General features: G+C 64.3%; 20 protein-coding genes and 8 pseudogenes. 13 read left to right on the top strand and 15 right to left on the bottom strand.

Annotated elements, in window-relative coordinates; all coding sequences use genetic code 11:
* The first annotated feature begins 1 nt into the window (after window position 1).
* The gene (gene waaC / locus ACRHIG_RS07685) at window positions 2–1,024 is read left to right on the top strand and encodes a lipopolysaccharide heptosyltransferase I (protein WP_489629819.1); all 1,023 of its coding nucleotides are present in this window, start codon (window positions 2–4) and stop codon (window positions 1,022–1,024) included.
* 18 nt (window positions 1,025–1,042) lie between these two features.
* Window positions 1,043–2,316 (top strand): annotated as a pseudogene (gene waaA, locus ACRHIG_RS07690) (lipid IV(A) 3-deoxy-D-manno-octulosonic acid transferase).
* 133 nt (window positions 2,317–2,449) lie between these two features.
* On the opposite strand, the gene ACRHIG_RS07695 reads toward waaA, so the two are convergent.
* The 11 genes and pseudogenes from ACRHIG_RS07695 to miaB all read right to left on the bottom strand — a co-directional run bounded on the left by ACRHIG_RS07695 (window position 2,450) and on the right by miaB (window position 14,033).
* Window positions 2,450–3,373 (bottom strand): M48 family metallopeptidase, encoded by a 924-nt coding sequence (locus tag ACRHIG_RS07695; protein WP_489629820.1) that lies wholly within the window; start codon window positions 3,371–3,373, stop codon window positions 2,450–2,452.
* Between the two features lie 44 nt (window positions 3,374–3,417).
* Window positions 3,418–4,118, bottom strand: a pseudogene (locus ACRHIG_RS07700) (lysophospholipid acyltransferase family protein).
* Between the two features lie 55 nt (window positions 4,119–4,173).
* Window positions 4,174–4,761: a D-glycero-beta-D-manno-heptose 1,7-bisphosphate 7-phosphatase gene (gene gmhB / locus ACRHIG_RS07705; RefSeq protein ID WP_475416132.1), complete on the bottom strand. Its 588-nt coding sequence runs from the start codon at window positions 4,759–4,761 to the stop codon at window positions 4,174–4,176.
* Window positions 4,761–6,863 (bottom strand): glycine--tRNA ligase subunit beta, encoded by a 2,103-nt coding sequence (gene glyS, locus ACRHIG_RS07710; protein WP_489629821.1) that lies wholly within the window; start codon window positions 6,861–6,863, stop codon window positions 4,761–4,763. The genes gmhB and glyS overlap by 1 nt, the downstream gene beginning before the upstream one ends.
* A gap of 39 nt (window positions 6,864–6,902) precedes the next feature.
* Window positions 6,903–7,820, bottom strand: a complete 918-nt coding sequence (gene glyQ / locus ACRHIG_RS07715) for a glycine--tRNA ligase subunit alpha (protein WP_099376578.1) — start codon at window positions 7,818–7,820, stop codon at window positions 6,903–6,905.
* Between the two features lie 146 nt (window positions 7,821–7,966).
* A complete protein-coding gene (gene lnt, locus ACRHIG_RS07720) occupies window positions 7,967–9,556 on the bottom strand; it encodes an apolipoprotein N-acyltransferase (RefSeq protein WP_489629822.1) in 1,590 nt (529 codons plus the stop codon).
* 16 nt (window positions 9,557–9,572) lie between these two features.
* A pseudogene (locus ACRHIG_RS07725) lies at window positions 9,573–10,450 on the bottom strand (CorC family transporter).
* A 116-nt stretch (window positions 10,451–10,566) separates the two neighbouring features.
* Window positions 10,567–10,989 (bottom strand): DUF4259 domain-containing protein, encoded by a 423-nt coding sequence (locus ACRHIG_RS07730; protein WP_489629823.1) that lies wholly within the window; start codon window positions 10,987–10,989, stop codon window positions 10,567–10,569.
* 163 nt (window positions 10,990–11,152) lie between these two features.
* Window positions 11,153–11,604: pseudogene (gene ybeY / locus ACRHIG_RS07735) on the bottom strand (rRNA maturation RNase YbeY).
* A 6-nt stretch (window positions 11,605–11,610) separates the two neighbouring features.
* A pseudogene (locus ACRHIG_RS07740) lies at window positions 11,611–12,669 on the bottom strand (PhoH family protein); the annotation flags it as partial.
* On the bottom strand, window positions 12,666–14,033 hold the full coding sequence (gene miaB, locus ACRHIG_RS07745) for a tRNA (N6-isopentenyl adenosine(37)-C2)-methylthiotransferase MiaB (protein WP_489629824.1): 1,368 nt from the start codon (window positions 14,031–14,033) through the stop codon (window positions 12,666–12,668). The pseudogene ACRHIG_RS07740 and the gene miaB, both read right to left, overlap by 4 nt.
* 689 nt (window positions 14,034–14,722) lie before the next feature.
* On the opposite strand from miaB, the gene ACRHIG_RS07750 reads away from it, so the two are divergent.
* Window positions 14,723–15,049, top strand: coding sequence for a hypothetical protein (locus ACRHIG_RS07750; RefSeq protein ID WP_034746769.1), 327 nt, complete (start codon window positions 14,723–14,725; stop codon window positions 15,047–15,049).
* Between the two features lie 155 nt (window positions 15,050–15,204).
* On the opposite strand, the gene ACRHIG_RS07755 is transcribed toward ACRHIG_RS07750, so the two are convergent.
* Together ACRHIG_RS07755 and ACRHIG_RS07760 are read right to left on the bottom strand one after the other, a co-directional pair.
* The gene (locus ACRHIG_RS07755; RefSeq protein ID WP_489629825.1) at window positions 15,205–16,050 is read right to left on the bottom strand and encodes an HDOD domain-containing protein; all 846 of its coding nucleotides are present in this window, start codon (window positions 16,048–16,050) and stop codon (window positions 15,205–15,207) included.
* Window positions 16,047–16,385 carry a hypothetical protein gene (locus ACRHIG_RS07760; protein ID WP_489629826.1) on the bottom strand — a complete coding sequence of 113 codons (339 nt, stop codon included), beginning with the start codon at window positions 16,383–16,385 and terminating at the stop codon, window positions 16,047–16,049. The genes ACRHIG_RS07755 and ACRHIG_RS07760 overlap by 4 nt, the downstream gene beginning before the upstream one ends.
* 206 nt (window positions 16,386–16,591) lie before the next feature.
* Here ACRHIG_RS07760 and ACRHIG_RS07765 point away from each other — a divergent pair, with 206 nt between their 5' ends.
* Genes ACRHIG_RS07765 through ACRHIG_RS07775 form a run of 3 tightly spaced genes read left to right on the top strand, consistent with a single transcriptional unit; the run spans window position 16,592 to window position 18,951 of the window.
* Window positions 16,592–18,157, top strand: coding sequence for a sensor histidine kinase (locus tag ACRHIG_RS07765; protein WP_489630767.1), 1,566 nt, complete (start codon window positions 16,592–16,594; stop codon window positions 18,155–18,157).
* A gap of 13 nt (window positions 18,158–18,170) precedes the next feature.
* Window positions 18,171–18,749, top strand: coding sequence for a DUF1697 domain-containing protein (locus ACRHIG_RS07770; RefSeq protein WP_489629827.1), 579 nt, complete (start codon window positions 18,171–18,173; stop codon window positions 18,747–18,749).
* Window positions 18,750–18,771: 22 nt separating this feature from the next.
* Window positions 18,772–18,951 carry a hypothetical protein gene (locus tag ACRHIG_RS07775; protein ID WP_436541159.1) on the top strand — a complete coding sequence of 60 codons (180 nt, stop codon included), beginning with the start codon at window positions 18,772–18,774 and terminating at the stop codon, window positions 18,949–18,951.
* 70 nt (window positions 18,952–19,021) lie between these two features.
* On the opposite strand, the gene ACRHIG_RS07780 is transcribed toward ACRHIG_RS07775, so the two are convergent.
* Window positions 19,022–19,420, bottom strand: a complete 399-nt coding sequence (locus tag ACRHIG_RS07780) for a hypothetical protein (protein WP_489629828.1) — start codon at window positions 19,418–19,420, stop codon at window positions 19,022–19,024.
* A gap of 442 nt (window positions 19,421–19,862) precedes the next feature.
* On the opposite strand from ACRHIG_RS07780, the pseudogene ACRHIG_RS07785 reads away from it, so the two are divergent.
* The 4 genes and pseudogenes from ACRHIG_RS07785 to ACRHIG_RS07800 all read left to right on the top strand — a co-directional run.
* Window positions 19,863–19,982: pseudogene (locus ACRHIG_RS07785) on the top strand (ArsR/SmtB family transcription factor); the annotation flags it as partial.
* Between the two features lie 132 nt (window positions 19,983–20,114).
* Window positions 20,115–20,540: a YeeE/YedE family protein gene (locus ACRHIG_RS07790; RefSeq protein ID WP_475416144.1), complete on the top strand. Its 426-nt coding sequence runs from the start codon at window positions 20,115–20,117 to the stop codon at window positions 20,538–20,540.
* Between the two features lie 8 nt (window positions 20,541–20,548).
* Window positions 20,549–20,980 carry a DUF6691 family protein gene (locus ACRHIG_RS07795; protein WP_475416145.1) on the top strand — a complete coding sequence of 144 codons (432 nt, stop codon included), beginning with the start codon at window positions 20,549–20,551 and terminating at the stop codon, window positions 20,978–20,980.
* 42 nt (window positions 20,981–21,022) lie between these two features.
* Window positions 21,023–21,880 carry a ChaN family lipoprotein gene (locus ACRHIG_RS07800; RefSeq protein WP_475416146.1) on the top strand — a complete coding sequence of 286 codons (858 nt, stop codon included), beginning with the start codon at window positions 21,023–21,025 and terminating at the stop codon, window positions 21,878–21,880.
* On the opposite strand, the gene ACRHIG_RS07805 is transcribed toward ACRHIG_RS07800, so the two are convergent.
* Window positions 21,881–22,708, bottom strand: coding sequence for an IclR family transcriptional regulator domain-containing protein (locus ACRHIG_RS07805; RefSeq protein WP_489629829.1), 828 nt, complete (start codon window positions 22,706–22,708; stop codon window positions 21,881–21,883). It abuts the gene before it with no gap.
* A 165-nt stretch (window positions 22,709–22,873) separates the two neighbouring features.
* Between ACRHIG_RS07805 and ACRHIG_RS07810 the strand changes: the two are divergent.
* The 3 genes and pseudogenes from ACRHIG_RS07810 (at window position 22,874) to pcaF (ending at window position 25,490) form a co-directional block, all read left to right on the top strand.
* Window positions 22,874–23,570: pseudogene (locus ACRHIG_RS07810) on the top strand (3-oxoacid CoA-transferase subunit A).
* Window positions 23,571–23,581: 11 nt separating this feature from the next.
* A pseudogene (locus ACRHIG_RS07815) lies at window positions 23,582–24,222 on the top strand (3-oxoacid CoA-transferase subunit B).
* A gap of 65 nt (window positions 24,223–24,287) precedes the next feature.
* Window positions 24,288–25,490: a 3-oxoadipyl-CoA thiolase gene (gene pcaF, locus ACRHIG_RS07820; RefSeq protein WP_489629830.1), complete on the top strand. Its 1,203-nt coding sequence runs from the start codon at window positions 24,288–24,290 to the stop codon at window positions 25,488–25,490.
* Window positions 25,491–25,505: the final 15 nt, after the last annotated feature.

Consider the following 25,505-nt stretch of genomic DNA (forward strand, 5'->3'; position numbering starts at 1 on the left):
CATGGCCGGTCAATCTGACGCACAGGCGCCCTTGAAAATCCTGCTGGTGCGGGTATCTTCGCTGGGCGACGTGCTGCATAACCTGCCGATGGTGGCGGACATCGCCCGCCATTTCCCGAACGCGACCATCGACTGGGTGGTCGAGGAAGGCTACACCAGTCTGGTGCGCCTGAACCCGCGCGTGGATACCATCTTCCCGTTCGCGCTGCGGCGCTGGCGCAAGAGCCTGGGCAAGAAGGAGACGCGCGCGGAAATCGCCGCCTTCTTCCGCAGCCTGCGCCAGACGCGCTACGATTATGTGTTCGATACCCAGGGCTTGCTCAAGACGGGCATCATCATGGGCGCCGCGCGCCTGGCGCCGGGCGGACAGAAGGTCGGCCTGGCCAATGGCAGCGAAGGCTCCGGCTACGAAGGCATTTCACGCCTGTTCCACACCAAAAGCATTCCGCTCGACCCGCGCACGCATGCGGTAGCGCGCGGCCGCCTGGTGGCCGCCGCAGCGCTCGGCTACACGGCCGACACGCCGGCCGATTTCGGCTTGCCGGAAGTCTCCGGCAGCGAACCGCGCCCGGACTGGATGGGCGAGGCTCCTTACTGCGTGTATTTCCACGGTACCGCGCGCGACGCCAAGAAATGGGCGCCGGAAAACTGGATCGCCCTGGGCCACGCGCTCGCGCCCATGCCGATTTTGCTGCCCTGGGGCTCGCCCAAGGAAAAGGCGGAAGCCGAACAGCTGGCGGACGGCCTGCCGAACGCCCGCGTGCTGCCAAAATTGTCGATGGGCGACGCCACCCTGCTGGCGCGCCACGCGGCGCTGGTGATCGGCGTCGATACGGGCCTGACGCATATCGCGGCCGCCTTTGTGCGCCCGACGGTGGAAATCTATGCCGATTCGCCGCTGTGGAAAACGGAAGGCAACTGGTCGCCGAAAATCATCAACCTGGGCGACAAGGGCGCGCCGCCCGGCGTGCCCGAAGTGCTGGCCGCGGCGCGGCGCCTGCTGGCCGACTATCCTCCCGCCTGACTTTAACATCAAACAATCATGCGACTTCTTTATACCCTCGCCTGGTGGCTGGCCTTGCCCTGGTGCTGGCGCGGCTGTGGCTGCGCGGCCGCCAGGAACCCGGCTACCGCCAGCACTGGGCCGAACGCCTGGGCTTTTACGGCCGCCAGCCGGCACCTGCTGCGGACACCATCTGGCTGCACGCCGTCTCCGTCGGCGAGACGCGCGCGGCCGAGCCGCTGATCGATGCGCTGCTGGCGGCCTGGCCCGCGTGCCGCATCGTCCTCACGCACATGACGCCGACGGGGCGCGCCACGGGCAAGTCGCTGTTCGCCAAACACGGCGCGCGCCTGGTGCAAAGCTATCTGCCGTACGACACGGGTGCCATGCCGGCCCGTTTCATCCGCCACTTTGCGCCGCGCATCTGCATCCTGATGGAGACGGAAGTGTGGCCGAATCTGATCCACCAATGCAATCGCTACAAAGTGCCCGTGGTGCTGGCTAATGCGCGCTTGTCGCAGCGTTCGCTGGGCAAGGCGCAGCGCCTTGGCAAGCTCATTGCCGACGCGGCGCGCGGCATCAGTCTGGTGGCGGCGCAGACGCAGGACGACGCCGATCGCGTGCGTCAGCTGGGCGTGCGGGACGTGGTCGTCACGGGCAGCATCAAGTTCGACGTCGTCGTGCCCGGGGCGGCCCTGGCGACGGGGGCGGCGCTGCGCGCGGCCATCGGCGCGCGTCCCGTGCTGCTGTGCGCCAGCACGCGCGAAGGCGAGGAGCCGCTGATCCTCGATGCCTTTACCCGCGCCAGCTTGCCCGATGATGCGCTGCTGCTGATCGTGCCGCGCCATCCGCAGCGCTTCGACGAGGTGGAAAAACTGATCGCGGCGCAGGGCCTGGCCGTGCAGCGCAGGTCGGGCCTGGCGCAGGACGATACCATTGCGGCGGGCACGCAGGTGCTGCTGGGCGACTCGATGGGCGAGATGTTTGCATATTACGCGGCCTGCGATTGCGCGTTCGTCGGCGGCAGCCTGCTGCCGCTGGGCGGTCAAAACCTGATCGAACCGGCGGCGCTGGGCAAGCCCGTGCTGATCGGCCCGCACACCTTCAATTTCGCGCTGGTGACCGAGCAGGCGATTGCCGCTGGCGGTGCCGCGCTGGTGGCGGACGCCGACGCGCTGATGGCGCAGGCGTCGGCGCTGCTGCAGGATCCCGCGCGGTTATCGTCGATGGGGCAAAAGGCGCTGGCGTTCGCCAGCCAGCACCGGGGCGCCACGCCGCGCACCATCGCGGCGATTCAACCGCTGTTGCGGTGACGGCGGCGCGGCCAATAATGTTGTCGGATTACGCGCTAGCGCGCTAATCCGAACTACGCGACTGCTGCCATGATGAAGGTAGGTCGGATTAGCGCAGGGCGCGTAATCCGACAGTCGCGGCCAACAATATTGTTTACGCGAACAACACCGGCAGCTCCTGCGAGCGTTTCCTGAGTGCCTGCTTGGCCCCGTCGTAATCGGGATAGATCGATTCCACGGTGGCCCAGAAGCGGGGGCTGTGGTTCATTTCCAGCAGGTGCGACAGTTCGTGCGCCACGACGTAATCGATCAGCGGCAGGGCGAAGTGGATCAGGCGCCAGTTCAGGCGGATCTTGCGCTCGATGGTGCAGCTGCCCCAGCGCGTGCCGGCCGACGAGAGCGACAGCGAATCGTAGCGCACGCCCAGCTTGTCCGCATACAGGTCCAGGCGCGCCTCGAACAGCTGGCGCGCCTCGTGCTGGAACCAGCCCTTCACTTTTTCCTTCAATTGCTGCTCGCTGCCCGTGGGCGTGACCCACACGTGCAGTTCATTCGTCTCGCGCTGGAAGCTGGCGCGGTGGCGCGGCGCCTGGTGCAGCCGCAAGGTGATCTCGCCACCGAGGTAGGGCAGCACGGCGCCATCGACCCATGCCACGGGCGGGCGCTGCTGGCGCTGCACCTTGCGCTCGCCCCGTTCCAGCAGCTTCGAGACGATCCAGCCTTGCTTGGCGCGGATGGCGTTGTCGATTTCGGCCAGGGTGACGCGCTTGGGCGCCGTCACGCGCAAGCCGTTATCGTCGATCATGAAGCCGATGGAACGGCGCGTGGAGCGGCGCAGGGCGAATTCGACGAGGTGGCTGCCCAGCTGCAGCTGGCGCAGCGGCGGGCCATCGGCGGAGCGTGGCGGGGAAGGCAGGGGAGGCGGAGCGGGGCGAACGATGGGCGGCGCGGGCGCCACTACCGGTGGCGCCACGGGCGGCGCTGGCGGTGCCGTGGAGCGCACCGCCGGGGGCGTGCTGGTCGAGACGTCATGCGCGAACAAATCCAGTTGCTGGTCGCCGACCTTGATGGTCTTCATCTGCTGGCGCAGTGTCGGCTCCTGGATGACCGCGCTGATGCCGTCTAGCCAGCGTTGTAGGCGTGAGGCGAAATGACGCGCATTTCTGATTCTATCCAATTTTCCACCTGTTGCATCATGCTGTCCGGGGTTTGCCCTTCCGGCGAAATCGGTTTGCCTATCGAGACGGTGATCAGCCCCGGGCGTTTGAGGAATGACTGCTTGGGCCAGCACTCGCCTGAATTGTGCGCAATCGGCACCACCACGGCGCCCGTGGCGATGGCCAGACGCGTGCCGCCGCTCTTGTACTTGCCCGCCTGGCCCACGGGAATGCGGGTGCCTTCAGGGAACATGATAATCCATTGGCCGTCGGCCAGGCGGCGCTTGCCATGCGCGACCACGCTCTTGAACGCATGCTTGCCCTGTTTGCGGTCGATGGGGATCATGCGCAGCAGCGCCATGGCCCAGCCGAAGAAGGGAATGTACAGGATCTCCTTCTTGAACACATATACCAGCGGACGGGGCAGGCTGGGCAGCAAGAAGATGGTTTCCCATGCCGACTGGTGCTTCGACAGCACGATGGCCGGCGCGTCGGGGAAGTTCTCGGCGCCCTTGACTTCATAGCGGATGCCGCAAATAACCTTGGCACACCACAGGATAAACACGTTCCAGCGCGAGGTGACCCAATAGCGCTTGTTGTAGCTCAATGGCGCGGCAAAAAGCACACGCAGGCCCAGACGATGGTGGCCACGATCATGATGATCATGAACAGCAGGGATCGCAGGAACAGGGAAATATTACGCAATGCGGTTCTCCGAAGATTAGATACTGAATGCCACGGTGGGCGCTGGTGCCGCTGGCGCCTTGAGCAGGTGGCTGACGACGGCGGCCAGGTCCGGGAAGACCTGGGTGCCAGGCGGCAGGCCACCCGTGTCGTTGGTCTTTTCGCCCTTGCCCGTCAAGACCAGGTAGGGCACGCAGCCGCTGATGAAGCCGGCCTGCAGGTCGCGCAGCGAATCGCCGACGGTGGGCACGCCTTTCAGGCTGGTGTTGTAGCGCTGCGAGATTTCATGGAACATGCCCGGTTTCGGCTTGCGGCAGTCGCAATTGTCCGCGCCCGCGTGCGGGCAAAAGAAGATGGCGTCGATATCGGCGCCCACCTGCTGCGCCAGCGTGTGCATCTTCTGGTGGATCGCGTTCAATACCGTCATGTCGAAGTATTCGCGCGCGATGCCCGACTGGTTCGAGGCGACGACGACGCGATAGCCGGCCTGGTTCAGGCGGGCGATCGCTTCGAGCGAGCCGGGAATCGGCAGCCATTCGGCCGGCGACTTGATGAAGTCCGGCGAGTCATGATTAATGACGCCGTCGCGGTCGAGAATAATCAGTTTCAGCGCCGGAGTCCCCATTATGCCGCCAGCTTGGAAATGTCGGCCACGCGGTTCATCATGCCGTGCAAGGACGACAGCAAGGCCAGGCGGTTGTTGCGCAGGGCGACATCCTCGGCCATTACCATCACGTCGTTGAAGAAGCCGTCGACGTCGTCGCGCAGCTGCGCCAGGGTTTGCAGGGTGCTGGTGAAGTCGCCCTTGGCAAAGGCTGCGTCGACTTCCGGCTGCACGCGAGAGACGGCGGCGGCCAGTTTTTTCTCCGCCTCGTCCTGCAGCAGCGCCACGTTGACGCCGCCGGCGGCGACCTGGCTCACGGCTTCCTCGTTCTTTTTCAGGATGTTCGTGATGCGCTTGTTGGCGGCTGCCAGCGAGGCGCTTTCCGGCAGCGCGGCAAACGCCTGCACGGCTTCCAGGCGCTGCACGATGTCGTCCAGGCGGTCGGGATTCTGCGCCACGACGGCTTCGATTTCATTCGGCGAGAAACCGCGCTCGCGCAGGATGCCGCGCAGGCGGTCCAGCATGAAGGTGGTCACATCCGCGACCGGGTCCTTGAAGCCTGGCACGGCTGCGAACTGCGCGGCGGCATCGCCCAGCAAGCCCTGGATCGACAAGGGCAGGCGTTTTTCCAGCAGCATGCGCAGCACGCCCAGGGCGTGGCGGCGCAGCGCGAACGGGTCCTTGTCGCCCGTCGGCGCCAGGCCGATGGCCCAGATGCCGACCAGGGTTTCGAGCTTGTCGGCCAGGGCCACGGCGGTGCCGGTGGCGGTGGACGGCAGGCTGTCGCCGGCAAAGCGCGGCTGGTAGTGTTCGGAGGCGGCCAGCGCCACTTCTTCCGGTTCGCCGTCATGGCGCGCGTAGTACGTGCCCATGATGCCTTGCAGTTCGGGGAATTCGCCCACCATGTCGGTCAGCAGATCGGCCTTGGCCAGCAGGGCGCCCCGTTCGGCCAGGGCCACGTCGTAATTCAATTTGGCGGCGATGGCGCCGGCCAGCGCCTTGACGCGCTCTGTGCGCGCCGCTTGCGTGCCCAGCTTGTTGTGGTAGACCACGTTGGCCAGCAGCGGCAGGCGCGATGCGAGGGTCTTCTTCTTGTCCTGCTCGAAGAAGAACTTGGCGTCGGACAGGCGCGGGCGCACGACGCGCTCGTTGCCGCCGATGATGTGCTCGGGCGTGTCCGTTTCGATGTTCGAGACGATCAGGAAGCGCGAGCGCAGCTTGCCTTCGCTGTCCGTCAGCGCAAAATATTTCTGGTTCGTCTGCATGGTGAGGATCAGGCATTCCTGCGGCACGGCCAGGAATTCTTCCTCGAAGTGGCACTCATACACGACCGGCCATTCGACCAGGGCCGTGACTTCGTCGAGCAGCGCTTCGGGCATCAGCACCTGGTCGGCGCCGGCCTTGTCCAGCAGCTGGGCGCGGATGCGCTCCTTGCGCTCCTCGTTGCTGGCGATGACGCTGGCGTTGAGGATCAGCGACGGCGCATAGTTTTCCGCGTGCGCGATGGTGATCGGTTCGCCGTCGGTGAGGAAACGGTGGCCCAGGGTGGTGCGGCCGGCCGTCAAGCCCAGCAGGGTCAGGGGCAGGATATTGATGCCGTGCAGGGCGATCAGGCTGTGGGCCGGGCGCACGAATTGCACGGTGGTGCCGTCCGGGCGCTGATAGCTCATCAGCTTTGGAATCGGCAGCTTGGCGCAGGATTCGGTCAAGGCGGCCTGCGCGCCCGTGGCGAGCTGGCTGCCGGGCGCCGTGTAGGTGTAGAAGAAGCTGTCCGCCTTGCCGTCGGCGGCGCGTTCCAGCTCGGCCACCGTCAGCTCGGGGAAGCCCAGCGCGGCCAGTTTCTTGGCCAGCGGCGGCGTGCCGTTGCCGTTCGCGTCCAGCGCCACGGAGACGGGCAGGACTTTTTCGCGGATCGATTTGTCGGGCGAGACTTCGCGCACGTTGGTGATGGAGACGGCCAGCCGGCGCGGCGAGGCGTAGCTGGTGGCGACGCTGTCGGCTTCCAGGAAGTCGCGCGCTTTCAGGCCGTTGACGATGCCGGCCGTGAAGGCGGCGCCCAGTTTGGCCAGCGCTTTCGGCGGCAGTTCTTCGGTCAGCAGTTCGATGAGCAGTGTTTGGTTCATGGTGTTCTTGTCTGGTACGGCGGTGTATGAGCTAGGCGATCAAGCGGCGGCGGGTTGGTCTGCGGCGGGCAGCATCGGGAAACCGAGGCGTTCGCGCGAGTCGTAATAGGCTTGCGCCACCAGGCGCGACAGGGTGCGCACGCGGCCGATGTAGGCGGCGCGTTCCGTTACCGAGATGGCGCCGCGCGCGTCCAGCATATTGAAGCTGTGCGAGGCCTTCATGATTTTCTCGTAGGCGGGCAGGGTCAGTTGCAGCTCGATCAGGCGCTTCGCTTCCGCTTCGTAATTGCCGAACTGTTCGAACAGCAGGTCCGTATTCGCGTGCTCGAAGTTGTAGGTCGATTGCTCCACTTCGTTCTGGTGGAAGACGTCGCCGTAGGTCAGTTTTTTCGTAATACCGTTTTCTTCCCACTCCGTCCACACCAGGTCGTACACGTTTTCCACGCCCTGCAGATACATGGCCAGGCGTTCGATGCCGTAGGTGATCTCGCCCAGCACGGGCTTGCAATCGAGGCCGCCCACTTGCTGGAAGTAGGTAAATTGGGTCACTTCCATGCCGTTCAGCCAGACTTCCCAGCCCAGGCCCCAGGCGCCCAGGGTCGGGCTTTCCCAGTCGTCTTCGACGAAGCGCACGTCATTCTGCTTCAAGTCCAGGCCCAGCGCGGCCAGCGAACCCAGATACAGGTCGAGGATGTTTTCCGGCGCCGGTTTCAAGACCACCTGGTACTGGTAGTAGTGCTGCATGCGGTTCGGGTTTTCGCCATAGCGGCCATCTTTCGGGCGGCGCGAAGGCTGCACATACGCGGCGCGCCACGGTTCCGGGCCGATCGCGCGCAGGAAGGTGCCGGTGTGGAAGGTGCCGGCGCCGACTTCCATGTCGTAAGGCTGGAGCAGGGCGCAACCTTGCTTGTCCCAATAGGTTTGCAAGGTCAGGATAATTTGTTGAAATGTGAGCATCGTATGAGTTCGCCGCGCGGGAGGCTGCGCTTTGTTAAGGTTTGCTTGAAGCCCGCACGCTGCTAACAAGCGCGTCCGGGCCGGGGTTTTGCTAATTTTAGCGGTTTTTACGGGCCCACTGTGACTCTTCGGGCAATATCGGCCGCTTATTGCTGCGCGACGCGGGCACGGCGCGCGGCGCGCGACAGCAGGAAGGCCGTCAGCAGGGCCAGCGCGGCCAGGGCCAGCACCAGTTTGTTGCCGTACAGAATGTATGGCGTCATGCCGCCCATGCCCTGCACCTTGGCCGCCAGGGTGGCTTGCTGTTCCGGCGGCAGCAGGCTTTGCACGACGCCCTTGCCGTCGATGACGGCCGTGGCGCCCGTGTTCGTCGAGCGCAGCATGGGGCGGCCCGTTTCCAGGCTGCGCATCTGCGAAATCTGCAGATGCTGGGGGATGGCGATCGAGTCGCCGAACCAGGCCAGGTTCGAGATATTCAGCAGCACGGAGGCCGACTGCTTGCCATGCCGGTGGGCGCTGGCCAGCTGGCCGGCGATTTCCTCGCCAAACAGATCTTCGTAGCAGATATTCGGCAGTACCAGCTGGTCGCGTACCTGCAGCGGCGCCTGCACCTCGGCGCCGCGGCCCATGTCGCCCAGCGGGATGGCCATCATGGCGACGAACCAGTGCAGGCCGGGCGGCACGAATTCGCCGAACGGCACCAGATGGTGCTTGCGGTACTGGTAGTACGGTCCCGGCGTGCCGTTGGGCGTGATGCCCACAGCCGCATTGTAGAAGCGCTGCTGCTCGTCGAGCACGGGCATGCCGACCAAAATCGTGCTGCCCGTCTGCTGCGCATACGTCGCCAGGCTATCCAGATAGCCGGGCGGCAGCTGGTGCGGCAGCACGGTGACGGCCGTTTCCGGCGTGGCGATCAGGTCGGCCGGCGCGCTGGTGATGGCGCTCTGGTACATCTGCAGGGCGCCCAGCACGAAGCCGGGGTCGAATTTCTGCTGCTGCGGCACGTTCCCCTGCAACAGGCGCACGGTGATGGGGCGCCCGACCGGGTGGGTCCAGTTCACGTATTGCAAGCCGACGCCGGCCGCGTACAGGGCGATGACGCCGCCCAGGGCGCTCCAGCGCGTGCGATGCAAGGGGTGGATTAGCAGCAGCAGGGCGCCGGCGGACAGCGCCGCCAGCCAGCCCAGGCCGTACGATCCGACGATGGGGGCGAAGCCGCCCAGCGGGCTGGCATTGTGGGCGTAGCCCGTGGCCAGCCACGGGAAACCCGTAAACAGCCAGCCGCGCGTCCATTCGAACAGGGTCCACGTGGCAGGCAATACCAGCAAGGTCATGGCGGGCAGGGACAGCACCCAGCGCTGGCGCAGCCAGGCGGCCGCGCCCATGGCCAGGGCCACGTAGATGGCCATCAAGAGGGCCAGCAGGGCCACGGCGATGGCGGCCAGCGGCGCGGCCATGTCGCCATAGCGGTGCATGGAGATGTACAGCCAGTGCGTGCCGGCCGCGCACCAGCCGAAGCCGTAGGCCCAGCCGATCAGCGCGCCGGACTTGACGTTCGCCGCGCGCAGCACCTGGTAGAACAGCACGCCCAGGCTGAGGATCTGCAATGGCCAGTAACCGAAAGGGGCGAACGCCAGCACGGCGACGGCGCCGGCGACGGTGGCAGTCAGCATGCGCGCCCAGGTGCTGCGGGGCGGTTTGGCGGGGGCGTTGGGGTCGGCGCGTCTGAAACGCATTTACAGCACGCGCATGTCAGAGTTCCAGTTCCGGCACGTTGGGCAGGCGCTCGACGAGCAGCACGTGCACCTGGCGCGCGTCGGCGCGCAGCACCTCGAAACGCAGATTGCCCAGGTCGAAGATGTCGCCCTTGTGCGCCATGCGGCCCAGGTACTTCGAGACCAGGCCGCCGATGGTGTCGACGTCGTCGTCGACCAGGTGGCTGCCCACTTCCTCGTTGAACTGTTCGATCTCGGTCAACGCCTTGACGCGCCAGCGGGGCCGAACTGGCCTTCCTTGAGCGAGAGGATATTGTCCTCGGCTTCATCGAAGTCGTATTCGTCCTCGATATCGCCGACGATCTGTTCCAGCACGTCTTCGATGGTGATCAGGCCGGCGACGCCGCTGTATTCATCGACGACGATGGCCATGTGATTGTGGTTGGCGCGGAAATCGCGCAGCAGCACATTCAGGCGTTTCGATTCGGGGATGAAGATGGCGGGGCGCAGCATGTCGCGCACGTCGAAAGTTTCTTCTGCGTAATAACGCAGCAAGTCTTTCGCCAGCAGGATGCCGATGACCTTGTCGCGCTCGCCTTCGATCGCGGGGAAGCGCGAGTGGGCGGTGGACAGGACTTCCGGCATCCATTCCTCGATCGGCTTGCTGATGTCGATGACATCCATTTGCGAGCGGGGAATCATGATGTCGCGCGCACAGAGATCCGACACCTGGAACACGCCTTCGATCATCGACAGGGCGTCGGCGTCGATCAGCTTGCGTTCATGCGCATCGTGTAGAACTTCGAGCAATTCTGCACGGTTCTCTGGCTCGGGGGAAATGAGTGCGGTCAGGCGTTCAAACAGTGACCGGTGGGGCTTGACGTCAGTTCTGACGCCACTAGGGTGCTCGGGCATAGGAGGCGTGAGCCGTTGTTGCGAAGGGATATAGGATACACCAAAAGCGGGGAATACCGGATTTCCCCGCTTTTGATGTAAATTTAATACGTTGAAGTGCGCCGTTGCGCGATCTTTTACGCCGCTTCCGGGCCCAGCACGCGCGCGCGCAAGGCTGCCACGTCGGCTTGCCAGTCGGCGAAATGCTCGCTGTCCTGCCACAGCTGGCGCAGTTCCGACGTTTCCGCGCCGATCTTGTCGAAGGCCAGGCGGGCCTTTTCCAGCAGCGAAGGCGTGACCTTCTTCTTGCAGGCGGCCACCCATTCGTCCACGTCCAACGTGGCCGGGTCGTCCTCGCCGGGCTGGCCCAAGAGGCGCGCGATGACTTCCAGCGCGGCCAGCGCCTCGGCGGCGAACGGCGCTGCCAGCTCCGCTTCCTGGCTGTCGATCACGTTGTCGAGCGTCGTCTCGACCAGTTCCAGTGTTTTATATTCGTGCAAGTCCTGCGCCCAATCCATGGCGTAGTCGTTGCCGAAGGCGTCAGTGGCCCAGGTGCCCATTATGTGTCCTTGTGTGTGCGTTGGCGCTATTTGTACGTAGGTCAGATTAGCGCAGCGTAATCTGACACTGTGGTGCTCCGGTTACGTTGACGGATGTTGTCGGCTTACGCCCTGCGGGCTAACCCGACCTACCCGACCTACCGACCGCCCCAATCTGCGCGGTTTATTTTGGGTCCGCGTACGGGTCGGTAATGCCGAGCTTGGCGAGGATCTCCGTTTCCAGCCCCTCCATCTCGGCAGCTTCCTCGTCGTCCATGTGGTCGTAGCCCTGCGCATGCAGCACGCCGTGCACGATCAGATGGGCCGTGTGCTCTTCCACGCTTTTTTCTGCTCCGCCGCTTCCTTCTCCAGCACGTTCGTGCACAGGATGATGTCGGCGCGCGTCGGCTCGTCCTCGGCCAATTCTTCGCCTTCGTTGTAGGCGAACGTCAGCACGTTGGTGGCGTAGTCCTTTTCGCGGTAGTCGCGGTTCAGGCTGCGGCCTTCCTCGGCATCGACGAAGCGGATGGTGAATTCGGCGGGCGCGAACAGGGCCGCCTTGACCCAGCGGCGCACTTTCGGGCGCGTGATCAGGGTTTCCAGGCGGGTATCCGGGTATTGCACGGACAAGGACAGTTTATTTTTTCGGACATTTTTGGCGGCGGCTGGTTTCAATAGGGGAAGTAACTGGGCGGCGTCGGCATTGGCCGCCTGCGCCGTTTCATAGGCGTCGACGATGCGCGCGACGAGCGGATGGCGCACCACGTCGGTGCTGTTAAATTGCGTGAAACCGATGCCGCGCACATCCTTGAGCACGTGCACGGCGTCGATCAGGCCGCTTGTCTGGCTCTTGTGCAGGTCGACTTGCGTGACGTCGCCCGTCACCACGGCCTTGCTGCCAAAGCCGATGCGCGTCAAGAACATCTTCATCTGTTCGACGGTGGTGTTTTGCGCCTCGTCGAGGATGACGAAGGCGTGGTTCAGGGTGCGTCCGCGCATGTAGGCCAGCGGGGCGATCTCGATCACCTGTTTTTCAAACAGTTTTTGCGTGCGGTCAAAGCCCAGCAAGTCGTACAGCGCATCGTAGAGGGGACGCAGATACGGATCGACCTTTTGCGCCAGGTCGCCCGGCAGGAAGCCCAGGCGTTCGCCCGCTTCGACGGCGGGGCGCGTCAAGATGATGCGCTTGACGGCGTCGCGTTCGAGCGCGTCGACGGCGCAGGCGACGGCCAGATACGTCTTGCCCGTGCCGGCCGGACCCACGCCGAAGCTGATGTCGTGTTCGAGGATGTCGCGCAAATAGGCGATCTGGTGCGGCGTGCGTCCACGCAGGTCGGCGCGCCGCGTTTTCAGCACGGGGCTGGCGATGTCCGGTTCCACAAAAGTGCTGGCGGGCGCGTTGGCATGGTGTTCCGAGGCGGCGGACAGGCCCGCGCGCTGCTCCACCAGGGCCAGCTGCACCTCTTCCAGCGGCACGACCTTGTTGGCGATGGCGTAGAACTGCTCGAGGATTTCCACGGCCCGTTCGGCATTGCTGCCGCCGACGATGAATTTCTCGCCGCGGCGGAAGATCGTCACGTCGAGGGCGGCGGAAATCTGGCGCAGGTTTTCATCGAGCGGTCCGCACAGGTGCGCCAGGCGCGTGTTGTCGAGCGGCTCGGGGATGAAGTAATGCGGCTGTATCGGGGCTTTGGTTTTCAACTGGCTCTTTTCAATGCGGGTGCGCTGGCGACGAGTTCGCCGCGCAGGGTATAGGAATGGCTTTCGGTGATGCGCACGTCGACCAGCTGGCCGACCAGGTGCAGCGCGTCCGGGCCGGCGTCGAAATTGACCACACGGTTGTTTTCCGTGCGGCCTTGCAGTTCGCGAGCTATCGTGTCCTTCTTCGAGCGGCCTTCGACGAGGATGGTTTGCACCGTGCCCACCATGGCCTGGCTGTAGTTGCGCGTGTTGGCGTCGATGGCCGCCTGCAGTTGCTGCAGCCGGGCCAGCTTGACCTCGTGCGGCGTGTCGTCTTCCAGGCTGGCGGCCGGCGTGCCGGGGCGCTTGCTGAAGATGAAGCTGTAGCTGTTGTCGAAGCCGACGTCCGCGATCAGCTTCATCATGGCGTCGAAGTCGGCCTGGGTCTCGCCAGGAAAGCCCACGATGAAGTCAGACGAAATGGCCATGTTCGGGCGCACGGCGCGGATGCGGCGGATGATGGACTTGTATTCGAGGCCCGTGTAGCCGCGCTTCATGGCGCCGAGGATCTTGTCGGAACCGTGCTGCGCCGGCAGGTACAGGTGGTCGACCAGTTGCGGGATCTTCGCGTAGGCGTCGATCAGGCGCTGCGTGAATTCCTTCGGGTGGCTGGTGACGAAGCGCATGCGCTCGATGCCGGGTATGTCGGCCACGTATTCGAGCAGCAGGGCGAAGTCGGCGATCTCGCCGCCTTCCATCGCGCCCCGGTAGGCATTCACGTTCTGTCCCAGCAGGGTAATTTCCTTGACGCCCTGGGCGGCCAGGCCCGCCACCTCCGTCAGCACGTCCTCGAAGCGGCGCGACACTTCCTCGCCGCGCGTGTAGGGTACGACGCAGTAGCTGCAGTATTTGCTGCAGCCTTCCATGATGGAAACGAACGCCGAAGCACCTTCCACCTTGGCCGGCGGCAGGTGGTCGAACTTTTCGATTTCCGGGAAGCTGATGTCCACTTGCGCATCGCCGCTGGCGCGGCGCAGTTCGATCATTTGCGGCAGGCGGTGCAGCGTTTGCGGGCCGAACACCATGTCGACATATGGCGCACGCTTGACGATGGCGTCGCCTTCCTGCGAGGCCACGCAGCCGCCCACGCCGATCAAGAGGTGCGGCTTGGCCAGTTTCAGCTCGCGCAGACGGCCCAGGTCGGAAAACACCTTTTCCTGCGCCTTTTCGCGCACGGAGCAGGTGTTAAGCAGGATCACATCGGCATCTTCCGGCGTGTCGGTGCGCACCAGGCCATCGGAGGCGCCCAGCACGTCGGCCATCTTGTCCGAGTCGTACTCGTTCATCTGGCAGCCGAAGGTTTTAATGAATACTTTTTTCTGCATGGAGTCGGATGCTTATCGGTAAATGTAGCGGCAAATAAATGGAACAAATAAGTGGGACAAATAAGTGTGGCGCAAATCAGCTGGGCAGGGGGCTTGCGCTGTGCGCCGCCCGGGGCGGGAGGCGGTGGATGACCGGCCGGGCGCCTCTGGCTGCCCGGTGGCAGGCTCGCTGCAAGTTCAGGCCATAGTTTAGCGTAAATCGCCGGCACGGGCCATGTCGTGCTGACCTTGCCGACAAGCTTGCGGTGTGAACAAGGCGCGCGGAACGATGATGCTGAAAAGCATTTATTGCCGTACGACACCATTGATTTGTAACAAGTTGCTGCAAAGCCTTGTGTGCGCCCGCTGGCATCCTAATGTGTTGAAATAGCATCGTTGCCAAGCCAACCAGCAGCTTGATTGATATTTAACAATCAGGAAGTTTGCGCGAGGCGCAGATGCAGCGTGTTTGGACTAGTATATTGTTTTATATGCAATTCATTTCGTTGAGTTGCAGTGCTTTTTACTCACGCGGCAAGCTGCGCACGTTGGTTGGACGTGGCTGTGCAAGTCCTGTGCAGGCAGTGCGATAAGGAGGGGCGGCGGAGGGGAGGGCTGAATCCGATGGAAAGACGTTTATTTAAACACTCTAAGCCAGCCTTAAGTTCGTATCGGCATTATTTTCTACATTCACCAGACGAGGAAAAATCATGGCACATCATGCATTAGCATCGCAAGAGAGTTACAACCCGAACCACCTGCTGGATATTCTGCTGAGCAAAATGCAGCTGAAGAACGATGCAGCCCTGTCGCGTCTGCTTGAAGTGGCGCCACCCGTCATCAGCAAGATCCGCCACCACCGCTTGCCGGTCGGCGCCTCGCTGCTGATCCGCATGCACGAAGTGACGGGCATGAGCATCCGCGACCTGCGCGATTTGATGGGCGATCGCCGCACCAAGTACCGTTTGTCCGACGCCCAGGGCCGTCCAAAAGCGGAAGACCGCGGCGATGCGCAAGAATCGAATTACGCGCACTGATGTGGCGGTTGTACGCTGACTGTGCCGCTTGCGTAGCTGCTGGCGGCAACAGGCTGGCGTGGACCGGGCAGCATGGACCGGGTAACATGGATGTATCGCAGTACCCATAACGGCTTTCGCTTCGCAGCGAGGGCCGTTTGCGTTTGCGGATTTGCTTAGCTCAGCAGTGCCGAGGTGATTTCGTCGTAGCGCAGCTCCGTTTCGCGGAACAGCTGCAGATACGCGTCCTTGCCCAGGCCCAGCGCATCCCAGGCCACCGGCGAGACGCGCGGCACCATGTCGTCGCCCGCCTGCGCCAGGTCGAGCGCACAGACGACGGCATTGGCCACATGGATCAGTGCCGCAAGGAAACCGGCGCCCGGCGTTTCCGGCTGCAGGTAATTGCCCAGCGCCAGGCGCATGGTGTCGGAAAAATTCCAGTGCTCGGCCAGGGCCACGCCTGCCTGCACGTGGTCCACGCCCAGCACGGCCTGCTCCGCTTCGAGCAGGCTGCAATCGTGCGCGGCCTGGTGCGCGATGACTTGCGCATAGTGCGCGGGAAAGCTGCTGACCAGCACCAGGCGGCCGATGTTGTGCAGCAAGCCGGCCGTGAATGCGTAATCCTGGTTGAAGCGGAGCTGCCGCGCCAGCACCTTGGCGCAGGCGGCCGTCGCCACCGAATGGCGCCAGAAGGCCTTGTCGTCGAAACCTGGGCAGCGTCCTTCCGGGAAGCAGCCCGTGATGGCGGCCGACGTGATCAGGCTGCGCGTGGTCTGGAAGCCCAGGTAAGTGATCGCCTGCTGGATGGTGGTGGCCTTCACTTGCAGGCCATAGTGGGATGAGTTGGCCAGGCGCAAGGTTTTTGCCGTCAGCGCCTGGTCATACGACACTTTTTTGGCCAGCACGGAAATATCGACGTCTTCCTGGTCTATGCTGTTGAGCAGTTCCATCACGACGGCGGGCAGCGAAGGCAAGTCATCGAGGTGGGCGACGATATCGTCGAGCGTCAGCTGGGTGCTCATGCGGTCTCTCCCGTGCCCAGGCGGTAAGCCGTGACATAGTTGCGCAGCAAGGTGGTGGCCGCGTCCAGGGGATCTTCGGGATCGTGCTTGCGGAACAGGTACGCCAGCCGTTCGCTGTCGGCCGCTTGCTGCGCGGCGATTTCTTCCGGCGACGGGGGCGGCGCCTGGATCGGCAGCATGTCGATGTTGTGGCGGGGCATCAGGGCCAGCATGTTTTCCGTCAATACCGCGCCTTGCGGCAGCAGCACTTGTCCATGCGCATCGAGCAAGACATCCGACAAAATCATGCCGGGACGAACTTGTTCCAGGGGTAGATGTTGATGCGTGACCGCCATGACGACTCCTTAGATGATTGCGGGATATTACCATTGCCATGCCGCAATGTCTCAACCTGCATCAAAGTCCCTATCGGAAGTGGGGATGCTGTAAATCTTGCCAATAAGCATGTCATACCGTACATTTGAATCAGGCCCTTGCATTGCTGACGTATCTGCGCCCGCGCCGCGGCCGGCGGCTGGCCTGGCCCGGGGAGTGTTGATTGATGGTGAGTATCCAAGTCCGGCTGACCCTGCTTTTTGTCGTGATCGTCACCCTGGTGCTGGGCATTTCCGGCAGCTATACCCAATATACCTTGAGCAAGGAACTCGAATCGGGCAGCGCGCGCCTGCGCAGCGGCGTGCTCACGCGCTTGCAGACCAGCTTGCCGTCCGCCCTGTGGGATCTCGATAAATCCAAGGTCGACAGCATTGTCGCGGCCGAAATGCTGCCGCCGGAGCTGGTCGGCATCCGCGTCTATGACGCCTCGGTCGGCCTGTTCGCGGGCGAAGTGCGCGATGCCTCCGGCACCCTGGTGCCGCTTGAGGCGGACGTGGCCATGGGCGGCACGCCCGTCGAGGCGCCGCTCGTGTTCCGCGACGCCGTGGCGGCCGCCACGGGCGGCAAGCCCGTGATCGTGGGCAAGGTCATCGTCAATTTCAGCCGCGAGCAGATCGATGCGGCCCTGCGCAGTGAAGTGCGGCGCAAGGTGGTGGAAGTGTTGCTGCTTGACATCATTCTCGTGGGCGCCCTGGCGCTGAGCCTGCGCATCGTCTTCGGCCCCCTGAAACAGTTGCGCGACGGCTTGTTCGACCTGGCCACGCGCGGCAGCGATGACGTCGAAGAGCTGCCGGAAAACCGGCGCGACGAACTGGGCGACGTGATCCGCGGCTTCAATGCCGTGCAGCGCAAGCTCAAGTCCATCATCGAAGGCAGCCGCGAGGCGGAAGACATGGCGCGCCGCTCGCAGCAGGCAACGGCGCAGGCCATGGACGAGCTGCGCCGCGCGCAAGAGTCCCTGCTGCAATCGGAACGCCTGGCTTCGCTGGGCAGCCTGGTGGCCGGCGTGGCGCATGAAATCAATACGCCGGTCGGCATCGCCCTGACCAGCGCCTCGGTGCTGAAGGAAGCCACCGATGACATCAGCGCGGCGGTGGCTGGCGGCAGCGTGAAAAAGACCGATATCGTGCGCTATCTGGAAACGGCCGGCGAAAGCGCGCGGCTGATCATGAACAATGCCTACCGGGCCGCGCATCTGATCCACAGCTTCAAGCAGATCGCCGTCGACCAGGTCAGCGAGGCGCGCCGTTTGTTCGAATTGCGCGACTATATCGGCGAAGTGATCTCGAGCCTGCAGCCGACCCTGAAAAAGACGCGCATCAGCATCGATATCGATTGCCCGCCCGGCATCATGCTCGACAGTTATCCGGGCGCGCTGGCGCAGGTGCTGACCAACCTGGTATTGAACTGCGTCGAGCACGCCTTCGATGCGGACACGGCCGGCAATATCCATATCGGCGTGCGCCGCGACGGCGACGCGATCGCCATGCAGGTGCGCGACAACGGCCGCGGCATCGCGCCCGACATGCTCGACCGCGTGTTCGATCCGTTTGTCACCACGCGCCGCGGGCAGGGCGGCACCGGACTGGGCTTGAATATCGTGTTCAACTTGATTGCCAAGCAGTTTGGCGGCACCATCACGGTCAGCAGCACCCTGGGGCAGGGCGCGACGTTCCTGCTGCGCCTGCCTACGGTGACGCCGTTGCCGGAAAGCACCAGCAGCCAGGCATAGGCAAGGAGACAATATGGCATCGATAGAAAACAGTCAGCAAGTGGCGCTTTTGCGCGGGATCAATGTGGGCCGCGCCAAGCGCGTGGCCATGGCCGACCTGCGCAAGCTGCTGGGCGACCTCGGTTTTGCGCAGGTGCGCACGGTACTCAACAGCGGCAACGTCGTGTATGACGGCGGCGTGGTGGCGCCTGCCGAGGCCGCTGCCCGCATCGAGGAAGCGCTGGTGCTGAAACTGGGCGTGGCAGCCAGGGTGACGGTGCTGTCGGCCGGCCAGTTTGCCGAGCTGGTGGAGCAAAACACCCTGGCGCCGGCGGCCGATGCGGCCCGCTTGCTGACCTTGGTGCTGAACAATCCGGCCGATGTCCAGCGCCTGACGCCCCTCTTGCAACAACCGTGGCAGCCGGAAGCGCTGGCGCTGGGACGATGGGCCGCCTATGCCTGGTGTCCCGATGGCGTGCTGGCCAGCAAGGTGGTGGCGGCGCTGGGTGTGCTGCTGGGCGACGGCGTCACCTCGCGTAACTGGGCCACCATGCAAAAATTACATGCGCTGCTGAATGGAGCGGATGCGGCAGCCATATCGGCCAGGGAGTAATGATGCCTTCCATGGAGACGCCATGAACTGGGATATCGTCAAGGGTGTCTTGATCGTGCTCGTCGCCATCAGCGTGGTGGTGACGGCCTTCGTGCTCATGTCCGCCTCGGGCCCGGACAAGGCGGGCTGCATCGCGCGCGCCCTGAAGTCGGGTATTCCGGTGGGCAATATCGAACGGGTCTGCCGTCTGCTGGACAAATGAGGGCGCCATCAAAAAACATTCCGCACCAGGCGGAATGTTTTGCGGCAGCGCCTTGCCAGTGCTGGCGCCGTCAGTTATCGAATTTTTCCTGTTTTTCGCCGTGCAGGCTCAAGGCCACCAGGCCCAATCCCACCAGCAGCATCGAGTACATGCTCGCTTCCGGCACCGGGGCCGGCACGCTGGCTTGCTGTGCGGGGGCGGCCGTCATGGGCCTGGACGGCGCCAGGGCCACATGGCGCGCGCTGCTCCAGTGCGGTGCCGTCGCGCTGCTGCTGGCCAGCAGGCGTGCATACGGCAAGTCCGGCGTTTCCCAGCCGGGATTATTATTCAAGCTGATGCTTTCATCGATCGTCACGCGTTCGCCGGCTTCGTGCAGCCTGGCGGCCGTCGTGTCGCTGACTGCCGCCAGGCTCCCTGTGCTGGCCGACAGCGCCAGCAAGGCCACGCAGAGCGGCTGATAGATTTTCATCTTGCTCTCCCTTGTTGTTCACCGCCTGGCGCAGCCGAAACCGGCTTGCGCATGGACGGACGATTCGCCTGTACGGGGGCGTATCCTGGTTTTTCTGCTGTTCTCCCATTACAGCATAGATCGTGACAATTTTGATACGTTTATTTCCTGTTTATTACGAATATTTGTCATTTTGATAGCGTAAACATGATCGTTGCCGCACACTTTGCATGAGTATGCTATCGCCAAAAAACACTGTTGTTTTTTTGTGCGAATCGCCAGCAGGAAAACAATATATTGATTAGTATATTGTTTATCGCACGCTATTCAATATGACCGCCTGTGGGAGGGCACGATGGAGACAGTTGCAACACAACACGCCGAATACAACCTCGACGCCATGCGGGGTTCGGCCTACAAGGCCAGCTCGCTGCTCAAGGCCATGGGCAATGCAGACCGGTTGATGCTGCTGTGCCAGCTATCGCAGGGCGAGCATTGCGTCAGCGACCTCGAGCAAAAAGTGGGCATCGGCCAGCCGACCCTGTCGCAGCAGCTGGGCGTGCTGCGCGAAGAGATGCTGGTGGCCACGCGGCGCGACGGCAAGCAGATTTATTACCGCGTCGCCAGCGCGCCCGTGCTGGCCGTGCTGCAAGTGCTGTACGCGCAATTTTGCGCGCCGCGCCCCCGTTCAACGACGAAGCCGACTGAGATTGCCATGACGATAGCCTGGCAACACTTCACGCCATGGGCCTCGCTGGCAGGCGGCATGCTGATCGGCCTGGCGGCGGCGCTATTGATCCTGTTCAATGGCCGCATCGCCGGCATCAGCGGCATCCTCGGCGGCTTGCTGCGCCCGCGCAGTGGCGACCTGGGCTGGCGCATCGCCTTTCTTGCCGGCCTGACCGGCACGCCCCTGCTGTGGCGGTTGTGGCAAGCCTTGCCGCCCGTGCAGATCGACGCCGGTACGCCGGCCCTGATCGCGGCCGGCTTGCTGGTGGGCGTGGGCGTGCGCTATGGCGCCGGCTGCACCAGCGGCCACGGCGTGTGCGGCCTGTCGCGCCTGTCCCCGCGTTCGCTGGCGGCCACGTGTGCCTTCATGGCGGCCGGTTTCCTCACCGTGTATCTGTTGCGCCATCTGTGAGCAAGCTTATGAGCAAGCTGATCCTTTCCCTGTTGAGCGGCCTCGTCTTTGGATTGGGCCTGATCGTCTCCGGCATGAGCAACCCGGCCAAGGTGCTCGGTTTCCTCGACCTGGCCGGTGCCTGGGACCCGTCGCTGGCGCTGGTGATGGGCGGCGCCATCGGCGTGGCTCTGCCCGCCTTCTGGCTGGCGCGCCGGCGCAGCACGGCGCTGCTGGGCGACCCCATGCAATTGCCCGCGTCGCGCCGCATCGACCGGCGCTTGCTGCTGGGCAGCCTGGCCTTTGGCGCGGGCTGGGGCATCGCCGGTTTCTGTCCCGGTCCCGCCCTCGTGTCGCTGCTGGCGGGCCAGCCGAAGGCGTGGCTGTTTGTGATCGCGATGCTGGCCGGCATGCTGCTCTTTGAAGTGCTGGAGCGCCGCAAGGCACCCGCGCCAGCCTGAGACGGTACAATCTGGCGCATCGCCACTTTGGATACCGCTTACATGAAGACCATGATTTTCCGTGCCGGCGCGCGCGCCGCCCTGCTGTGCAGCGTGCTGGCGCTGGCCGCCTGCGGCAGCTTGCTGAAGAAGGAAGCGCCGCCCGCTCCCGCGCCTGTGGCCGATACCTTGCCCAATCCGCAAGTGCTGCTGCTCGGTGAAGTGCATGACAATGCGCAAGGTCAGCGCCTGCGCGTCGCGGAATTGCAGCGCCGCCTGGCGGCCGGCTGGCGTCCCGTGATCGTCATGGAGCAGTTCGACCGCGAAAACCAAGCCCTGCTGACGCGCGCCGCGCGTGAATGCGCCGACCCCGATTGCATCATCCGCGTGATGGAACAGCCGCGCTGGGACTGGAGCATGTACCGGCCCGTGCTGGACCTCGTCATCAGTTACCAGCTGACCCTGGTCGCCGGCAACCTGTCGCCGGCCGATGCCTCGCGTATCGTGCGCGACGGCATCCAGTGGGCCATGCCGCCCGCCATGGCGGCCACGTACCTGGCCGCGCCCGTGCCGGCCGATATCCTGGAAGGGCAAAAGAGGGAAGTGCAGGCGGCCCGCTGCAATATGCTGCCCGACATGATGATGACCGGTGTCGTCAACGCCCAGGTGGCGCGCGATATCTGGATGGCCAAGCTGATCCGCGACCAGGCGCCGCGCGACGTGGTGCTGATCGCCGGCAATGTGCATGTGCGCAAGGATATCGGCGTGCCCCGCTGGCTGAAGCTGGCCGACCCGCAACTGAATGTGCGCAGCATCGGCTACCTGGAGCAGGGCGCCGCCGGCTACCAGGGCACGTTCGACCTGACGCAAACGATGCCGGCCCAGCCGCGCGCGGACCTGTGCGCGAAGTTTAACAAGTAACTACTGCTGCACCCGCACCAGGGCGCTGACCCGGTTTGCCGTCTCGAGCAGTTTCGGCAGGCTGTGCTCCAGCAGATGCGCCACGGATGGCCCCGCCGTCTGGCCGCTGACGTTGATCGCCGCCACCACCTTGCCGGCCCGGTCGAACACGGGCGCGGCCAGGGCGATCAAGCCCTGTTCCAGCTCTTCCTGCACCAGGCACCAGCCCTGGCGCCGCACTTGCGCAATCTCTTCCATCAAGACATCGATATCGACCTTGGTCGCCGGCGTGATCTTCAGCAGCGCCATCTTCGACAGCCGTTCGCGCAGCACCTCGGGCGCCAGGCCCGACAGCAACACCCTGCCCATCGAGGTGCAGTAGGCGGGCAGGCGGCTGCCGATACCCAGGTTGATCGACATGGTGCGGTGCGCGGACAGGCGCACGACGTAGACGATGTCGTCCCCGTCGAGCACGGTGGCCGAGCACGACTGGCGCAAGGTCTGCATCAATTCTTCCAGCAGCGGCTGCGCCTGCGTCCATACGGGCAGGGATGACAGATAGGCGTAACCGAGGTCGAGCACCTTGGGCGTCAAACGGAACAGCCGCCCATCCGCTTCCACGTAACCGAGATGCAGCAGGGTGTGCAGGATGCGCCGCGCGCCCGCGCGCGTCAGCTGCGCCCGCTCCGCCACTTCGCTCAGGGTCTGCTGCGGCGCCTCCGCGCCAAAGCTGCGCAGCACGGCCAGGCCCCGCGCGAACGATTGCACATAGCTGTCGCCGGGACGCGGCGCGCCCTCGGCATCAACGTTTTCTTCGGTGGCAAGGGAGGTACGGCTGCGTGCGGTCATGGCATTTCCAATGGGGCAAGGTGGCAATTATAGCCAGGGCGGTGGCGAAAACGGCAAATTGACAAGCGCCCCGATCAGGCATATTCTCACGAATAAGTTCTAAATACGAATATTTGTTCGTTATACGAACAAATGGCTAATGAGTTTGATTGGGAGGAGACCGCAATGATCGACAAACTGCGTTCCAGCGTGCTTGATGCGCTGGCCGATATCCACGATGGCGCCACCGTCATGATTGGCGGCTTCGGCGGCGCGGGCCAGCCGGCCGAGCTGATCGACGGCCTGATCGCCCAGGGCGCGCGAGACCTCGTCATCGTCAACAACAATGCGGGCAACGGCGACACGGGCCTGGCCGCCCTGCTGAAAAACGGGCAGGTGCGCAAGATCATCTGCTCGTTCCCCCGTCAGGCTGATTCCCACGTCTTCGACGCCCTGTACCGCGCGGGCAAGCTGGAGCTCGAATTGGTGCCGCAAGGCAACCTGGCCGAGCGCATCCGCGCCGCCGGCGCCGGCATCGGCGGCTTTTACGCCCACGGGCTACGGCACGGACTTGGCCAAGGGCAAGGAAACGCGCGAGATCGACGGGCGCATGTATGTGTTCGAGTCGCCCATCCACGCCGACTTCGCGCTGATCAAGGCGGAGCAGGGCGACCGCTGGGGCAACCTCACCTACCGCAAGACGGCGCGCAACTTCGGCCCCATCATGGCCATGGCCGCCAAGGTCAGCATTGCTTCCGTGCATGAAGTTGCTGAGCTGGGCAGCATCGACCCCGAACACGTCATCACGCCGGGCCTGTTCGTGCAGCGCCTCGTGCAAGTGCCGCGCACGGCCACCGGCCCCGCCGGCTACAAAGCAGCCTGAGGAAAATCAATATGAACAAATGGAATCGAGACCAGATGGCGGCCCGCGTGGCGGCCGACATCCATGAAGGTGCCGTCGTGAACCTGGGCATCGGCTTGCCGACCCTGGTGGCGAATCACTTGCCGGCCGGCGCGGAGATCATCCTGCACAGCGAAAACGGCGTGATCGGCATGGGCCCCGCGCCCGCGCCGGGCGAGGAAGACTACGACCTGATCAACGCGGGCAAGCAGCCCGTCACCCTGCTGGCTGGCGGCAGCTATTTCCACCATGCCGACAGCTTTGCCATGATGCGCGGCGGCCACCTGGACATCTGCGTGCTGGGCGCGTTTCAAGTGTCCGCCACGGGCGACCTGGCCAACTGGCACACGGGCGCGCCCGACGCCATCCCCGCCGTGGGCGGGGCCATGGACCTGGCCATCGGCGCGAAAAAACCTGGGTCATGATGGAATTGCTGACCAAGGGCGGTGAAAGCAAACTGGTGCAGGCCTGCACTTATCCGCTGACGGGCATCGGGTGCGTGAGCCGCATCTACAGCGACCTGGCCGTGTTCGACCTGGGGCCAAACGGTGCCACGGTCATCGAACTGGCCGATGGCTTGCGTTTTGAACAGTTGCAAGCGTTGACGCCGGTTTCACTGCTGGACGGACGTTAGCAGCCAGCAATGTCGGCTTACGTGCTTGCGCACTAACCCGACCTACATTTCTTGGAGGAAAAAATATGACTGCAGCGTTTATCTGCGATGCCCAGCGCACCCCATTCGGCCGCTACGGCGGCGGCCTGTCCGGCGTGCGCGCCGACGACCTGGGCGCCGTGCCCATCCGCGCCTTGATGGCGCGCAACCCCAATGTGGACTGGACGGCCGTCACGGACGTGCTGTACGGCTGCGCCAACCAGGCGGGCGAGGACAACCGCAACGTGGCGCGCATGGCCGCCTTGCTGGCGGGATTGCCCGACAGCGTGCCGGGCGCCACCCTGAACCGATTGTGCGGCTCGGGCCTGGACGCCATCGGCAGCGCCGCGCGCTTCATCAAGAGCGGCGAAGCGGGCTTGCTGATCGCCGGCGGCGTGGAAAGCATGAGCCGCGCGCCCTTCGTCATGGGCAAGGCGGACAGCGCCTTTTCGCGCGGCATGAAAATGGAAGACACGACCATCGGCTGGCGCTTCATCAATCCGCTGATGAAGGCGCGGTACGGCGTCGATTCGATGCCGGAAACGGCGGAAAACGTGGCCAGCGACTTCGGCATCAGCCGCGCGGACCAGGATGCGTTTGCCCTGGCCAGCCAGGTAAAAGCCCTGGCGGCGCAGCAGGCGGGCGTGTTCGACAGCGAAATCTGTCCCGTCAGCATTGCACAGAAGAAGGGCGAACCCGTCGTTGTCAGCCGTGACGAGCATCCGCGCGCCACCACCCTCGATACCCTGGCCAAACTGAAACCCGTCGTGCGCGCGGACGGTACGATCACGGCGGGCAACGCGTCCGGCGTCAACGATGGCGCGGCGGCGCTGCTGCTGGCCGACGAGGCGAACGCGGCCCGCTTTGGCCTGACGCCGCGCGCCCGTATCGTGGCCATGGCCACGGCCGGCGTGGCGCCGCGCATCATGGGCATCGGCCCCGCGCCCGCCACCCTGAAAGTGCTGGCCATGACGGGCTTGACCCTGGCCGACTTCGACGTCATCGAATTGAACGAAGCATTTGCCGCGCAGGGCCTGGCCGTGCTGCGCCAGCTGGGTGTGCGCGACGACGACCCGCGCGTCAACCCGAACGGCGGCGCCATTGCCCTCGGCCATCCGCTGGGTGCGTCCGGTGCGCGCCTGGCCATGACGGCCGTCAACCAGCTGCACCGCACGGGCGGGCGCTATGCGCTGTGCACGATGTGCATCGGCGTAGGCCAGGGTATCGCGCTGGTACTGGAACGGGTCTGACCTGCAGCGCGTCCG

This window comes from Janthinobacterium sp. C22, from assembly GCF_057919405.1.

Bases quoted from the DNA above. Each gene is read 5' to 3' on its own strand.
- waaC (WP_489629819.1), top strand. From the start codon at position 2: ATGGCCGGTCAATCTGACGCACAGGCGCCCTTGAAAATCCTGCTGGTG.
- ACRHIG_RS07695 (WP_489629820.1), bottom strand. From the start codon at position 3,373: ATGAAGACCATCAAGGTCGGCGACCAGCAACTGGATTTGTTCGCGCAT.
- gmhB (WP_475416132.1), bottom strand. From the start codon at position 4,761: ATGGGGACTCCGGCGCTGAAACTGATTATTCTCGACCGCGACGGCGTC.
- glyS (WP_489629821.1), bottom strand. From the start codon at position 6,863: ATGAACCAAACACTGCTCATCGAACTGCTGACCGAAGAACTGCCGCCG.
- glyQ (WP_099376578.1), bottom strand. From the start codon at position 7,820: ATGCTCACATTTCAACAAATTATCCTGACCTTGCAAACCTATTGGGAC.
- lnt (WP_489629822.1), bottom strand. From the start codon at position 9,556: ATGCGTTTCAGACGCGCCGACCCCAACGCCCCCGCCAAACCGCCCCGC.
- ACRHIG_RS07730 (WP_489629823.1), bottom strand. From the start codon at position 10,989: ATGGGCACCTGGGCCACTGACGCCTTCGGCAACGACTACGCCATGGAT.
- miaB (WP_489629824.1), bottom strand. From the start codon at position 14,033: ATGCAGAAAAAAGTATTCATTAAAACCTTCGGCTGCCAGATGAACGAG.
- ACRHIG_RS07750 (WP_034746769.1), top strand. From the start codon at position 14,723: ATGGCACATCATGCATTAGCATCGCAAGAGAGTTACAACCCGAACCAC.
- ACRHIG_RS07755 (WP_489629825.1), bottom strand. From the start codon at position 16,050: ATGAGCACCCAGCTGACGCTCGACGATATCGTCGCCCACCTCGATGAC.
- ACRHIG_RS07760 (WP_489629826.1), bottom strand. From the start codon at position 16,385: ATGGCGGTCACGCATCAACATCTACCCCTGGAACAAGTTCGTCCCGGC.
- ACRHIG_RS07765 (WP_489630767.1), top strand. From the start codon at position 16,592: ATGGTGAGTATCCAAGTCCGGCTGACCCTGCTTTTTGTCGTGATCGTC.
- ACRHIG_RS07770 (WP_489629827.1), top strand. From the start codon at position 18,171: ATGGCATCGATAGAAAACAGTCAGCAAGTGGCGCTTTTGCGCGGGATC.
- ACRHIG_RS07775 (WP_436541159.1), top strand. From the start codon at position 18,772: ATGAACTGGGATATCGTCAAGGGTGTCTTGATCGTGCTCGTCGCCATC.
- ACRHIG_RS07780 (WP_489629828.1), bottom strand. From the start codon at position 19,420: ATGAAAATCTATCAGCCGCTCTGCGTGGCCTTGCTGGCGCTGTCGGCC.
- ACRHIG_RS07790 (WP_475416144.1), top strand. From the start codon at position 20,115: ATGACGATAGCCTGGCAACACTTCACGCCATGGGCCTCGCTGGCAGGC.
- ACRHIG_RS07795 (WP_475416145.1), top strand. From the start codon at position 20,549: ATGAGCAAGCTGATCCTTTCCCTGTTGAGCGGCCTCGTCTTTGGATTG.
- ACRHIG_RS07800 (WP_475416146.1), top strand. From the start codon at position 21,023: ATGAAGACCATGATTTTCCGTGCCGGCGCGCGCGCCGCCCTGCTGTGC.
- ACRHIG_RS07805 (WP_489629829.1), bottom strand. From the start codon at position 22,708: ATGACCGCACGCAGCCGTACCTCCCTTGCCACCGAAGAAAACGTTGAT.
- pcaF (WP_489629830.1), top strand. From the start codon at position 24,288: ATGACTGCAGCGTTTATCTGCGATGCCCAGCGCACCCCATTCGGCCGC.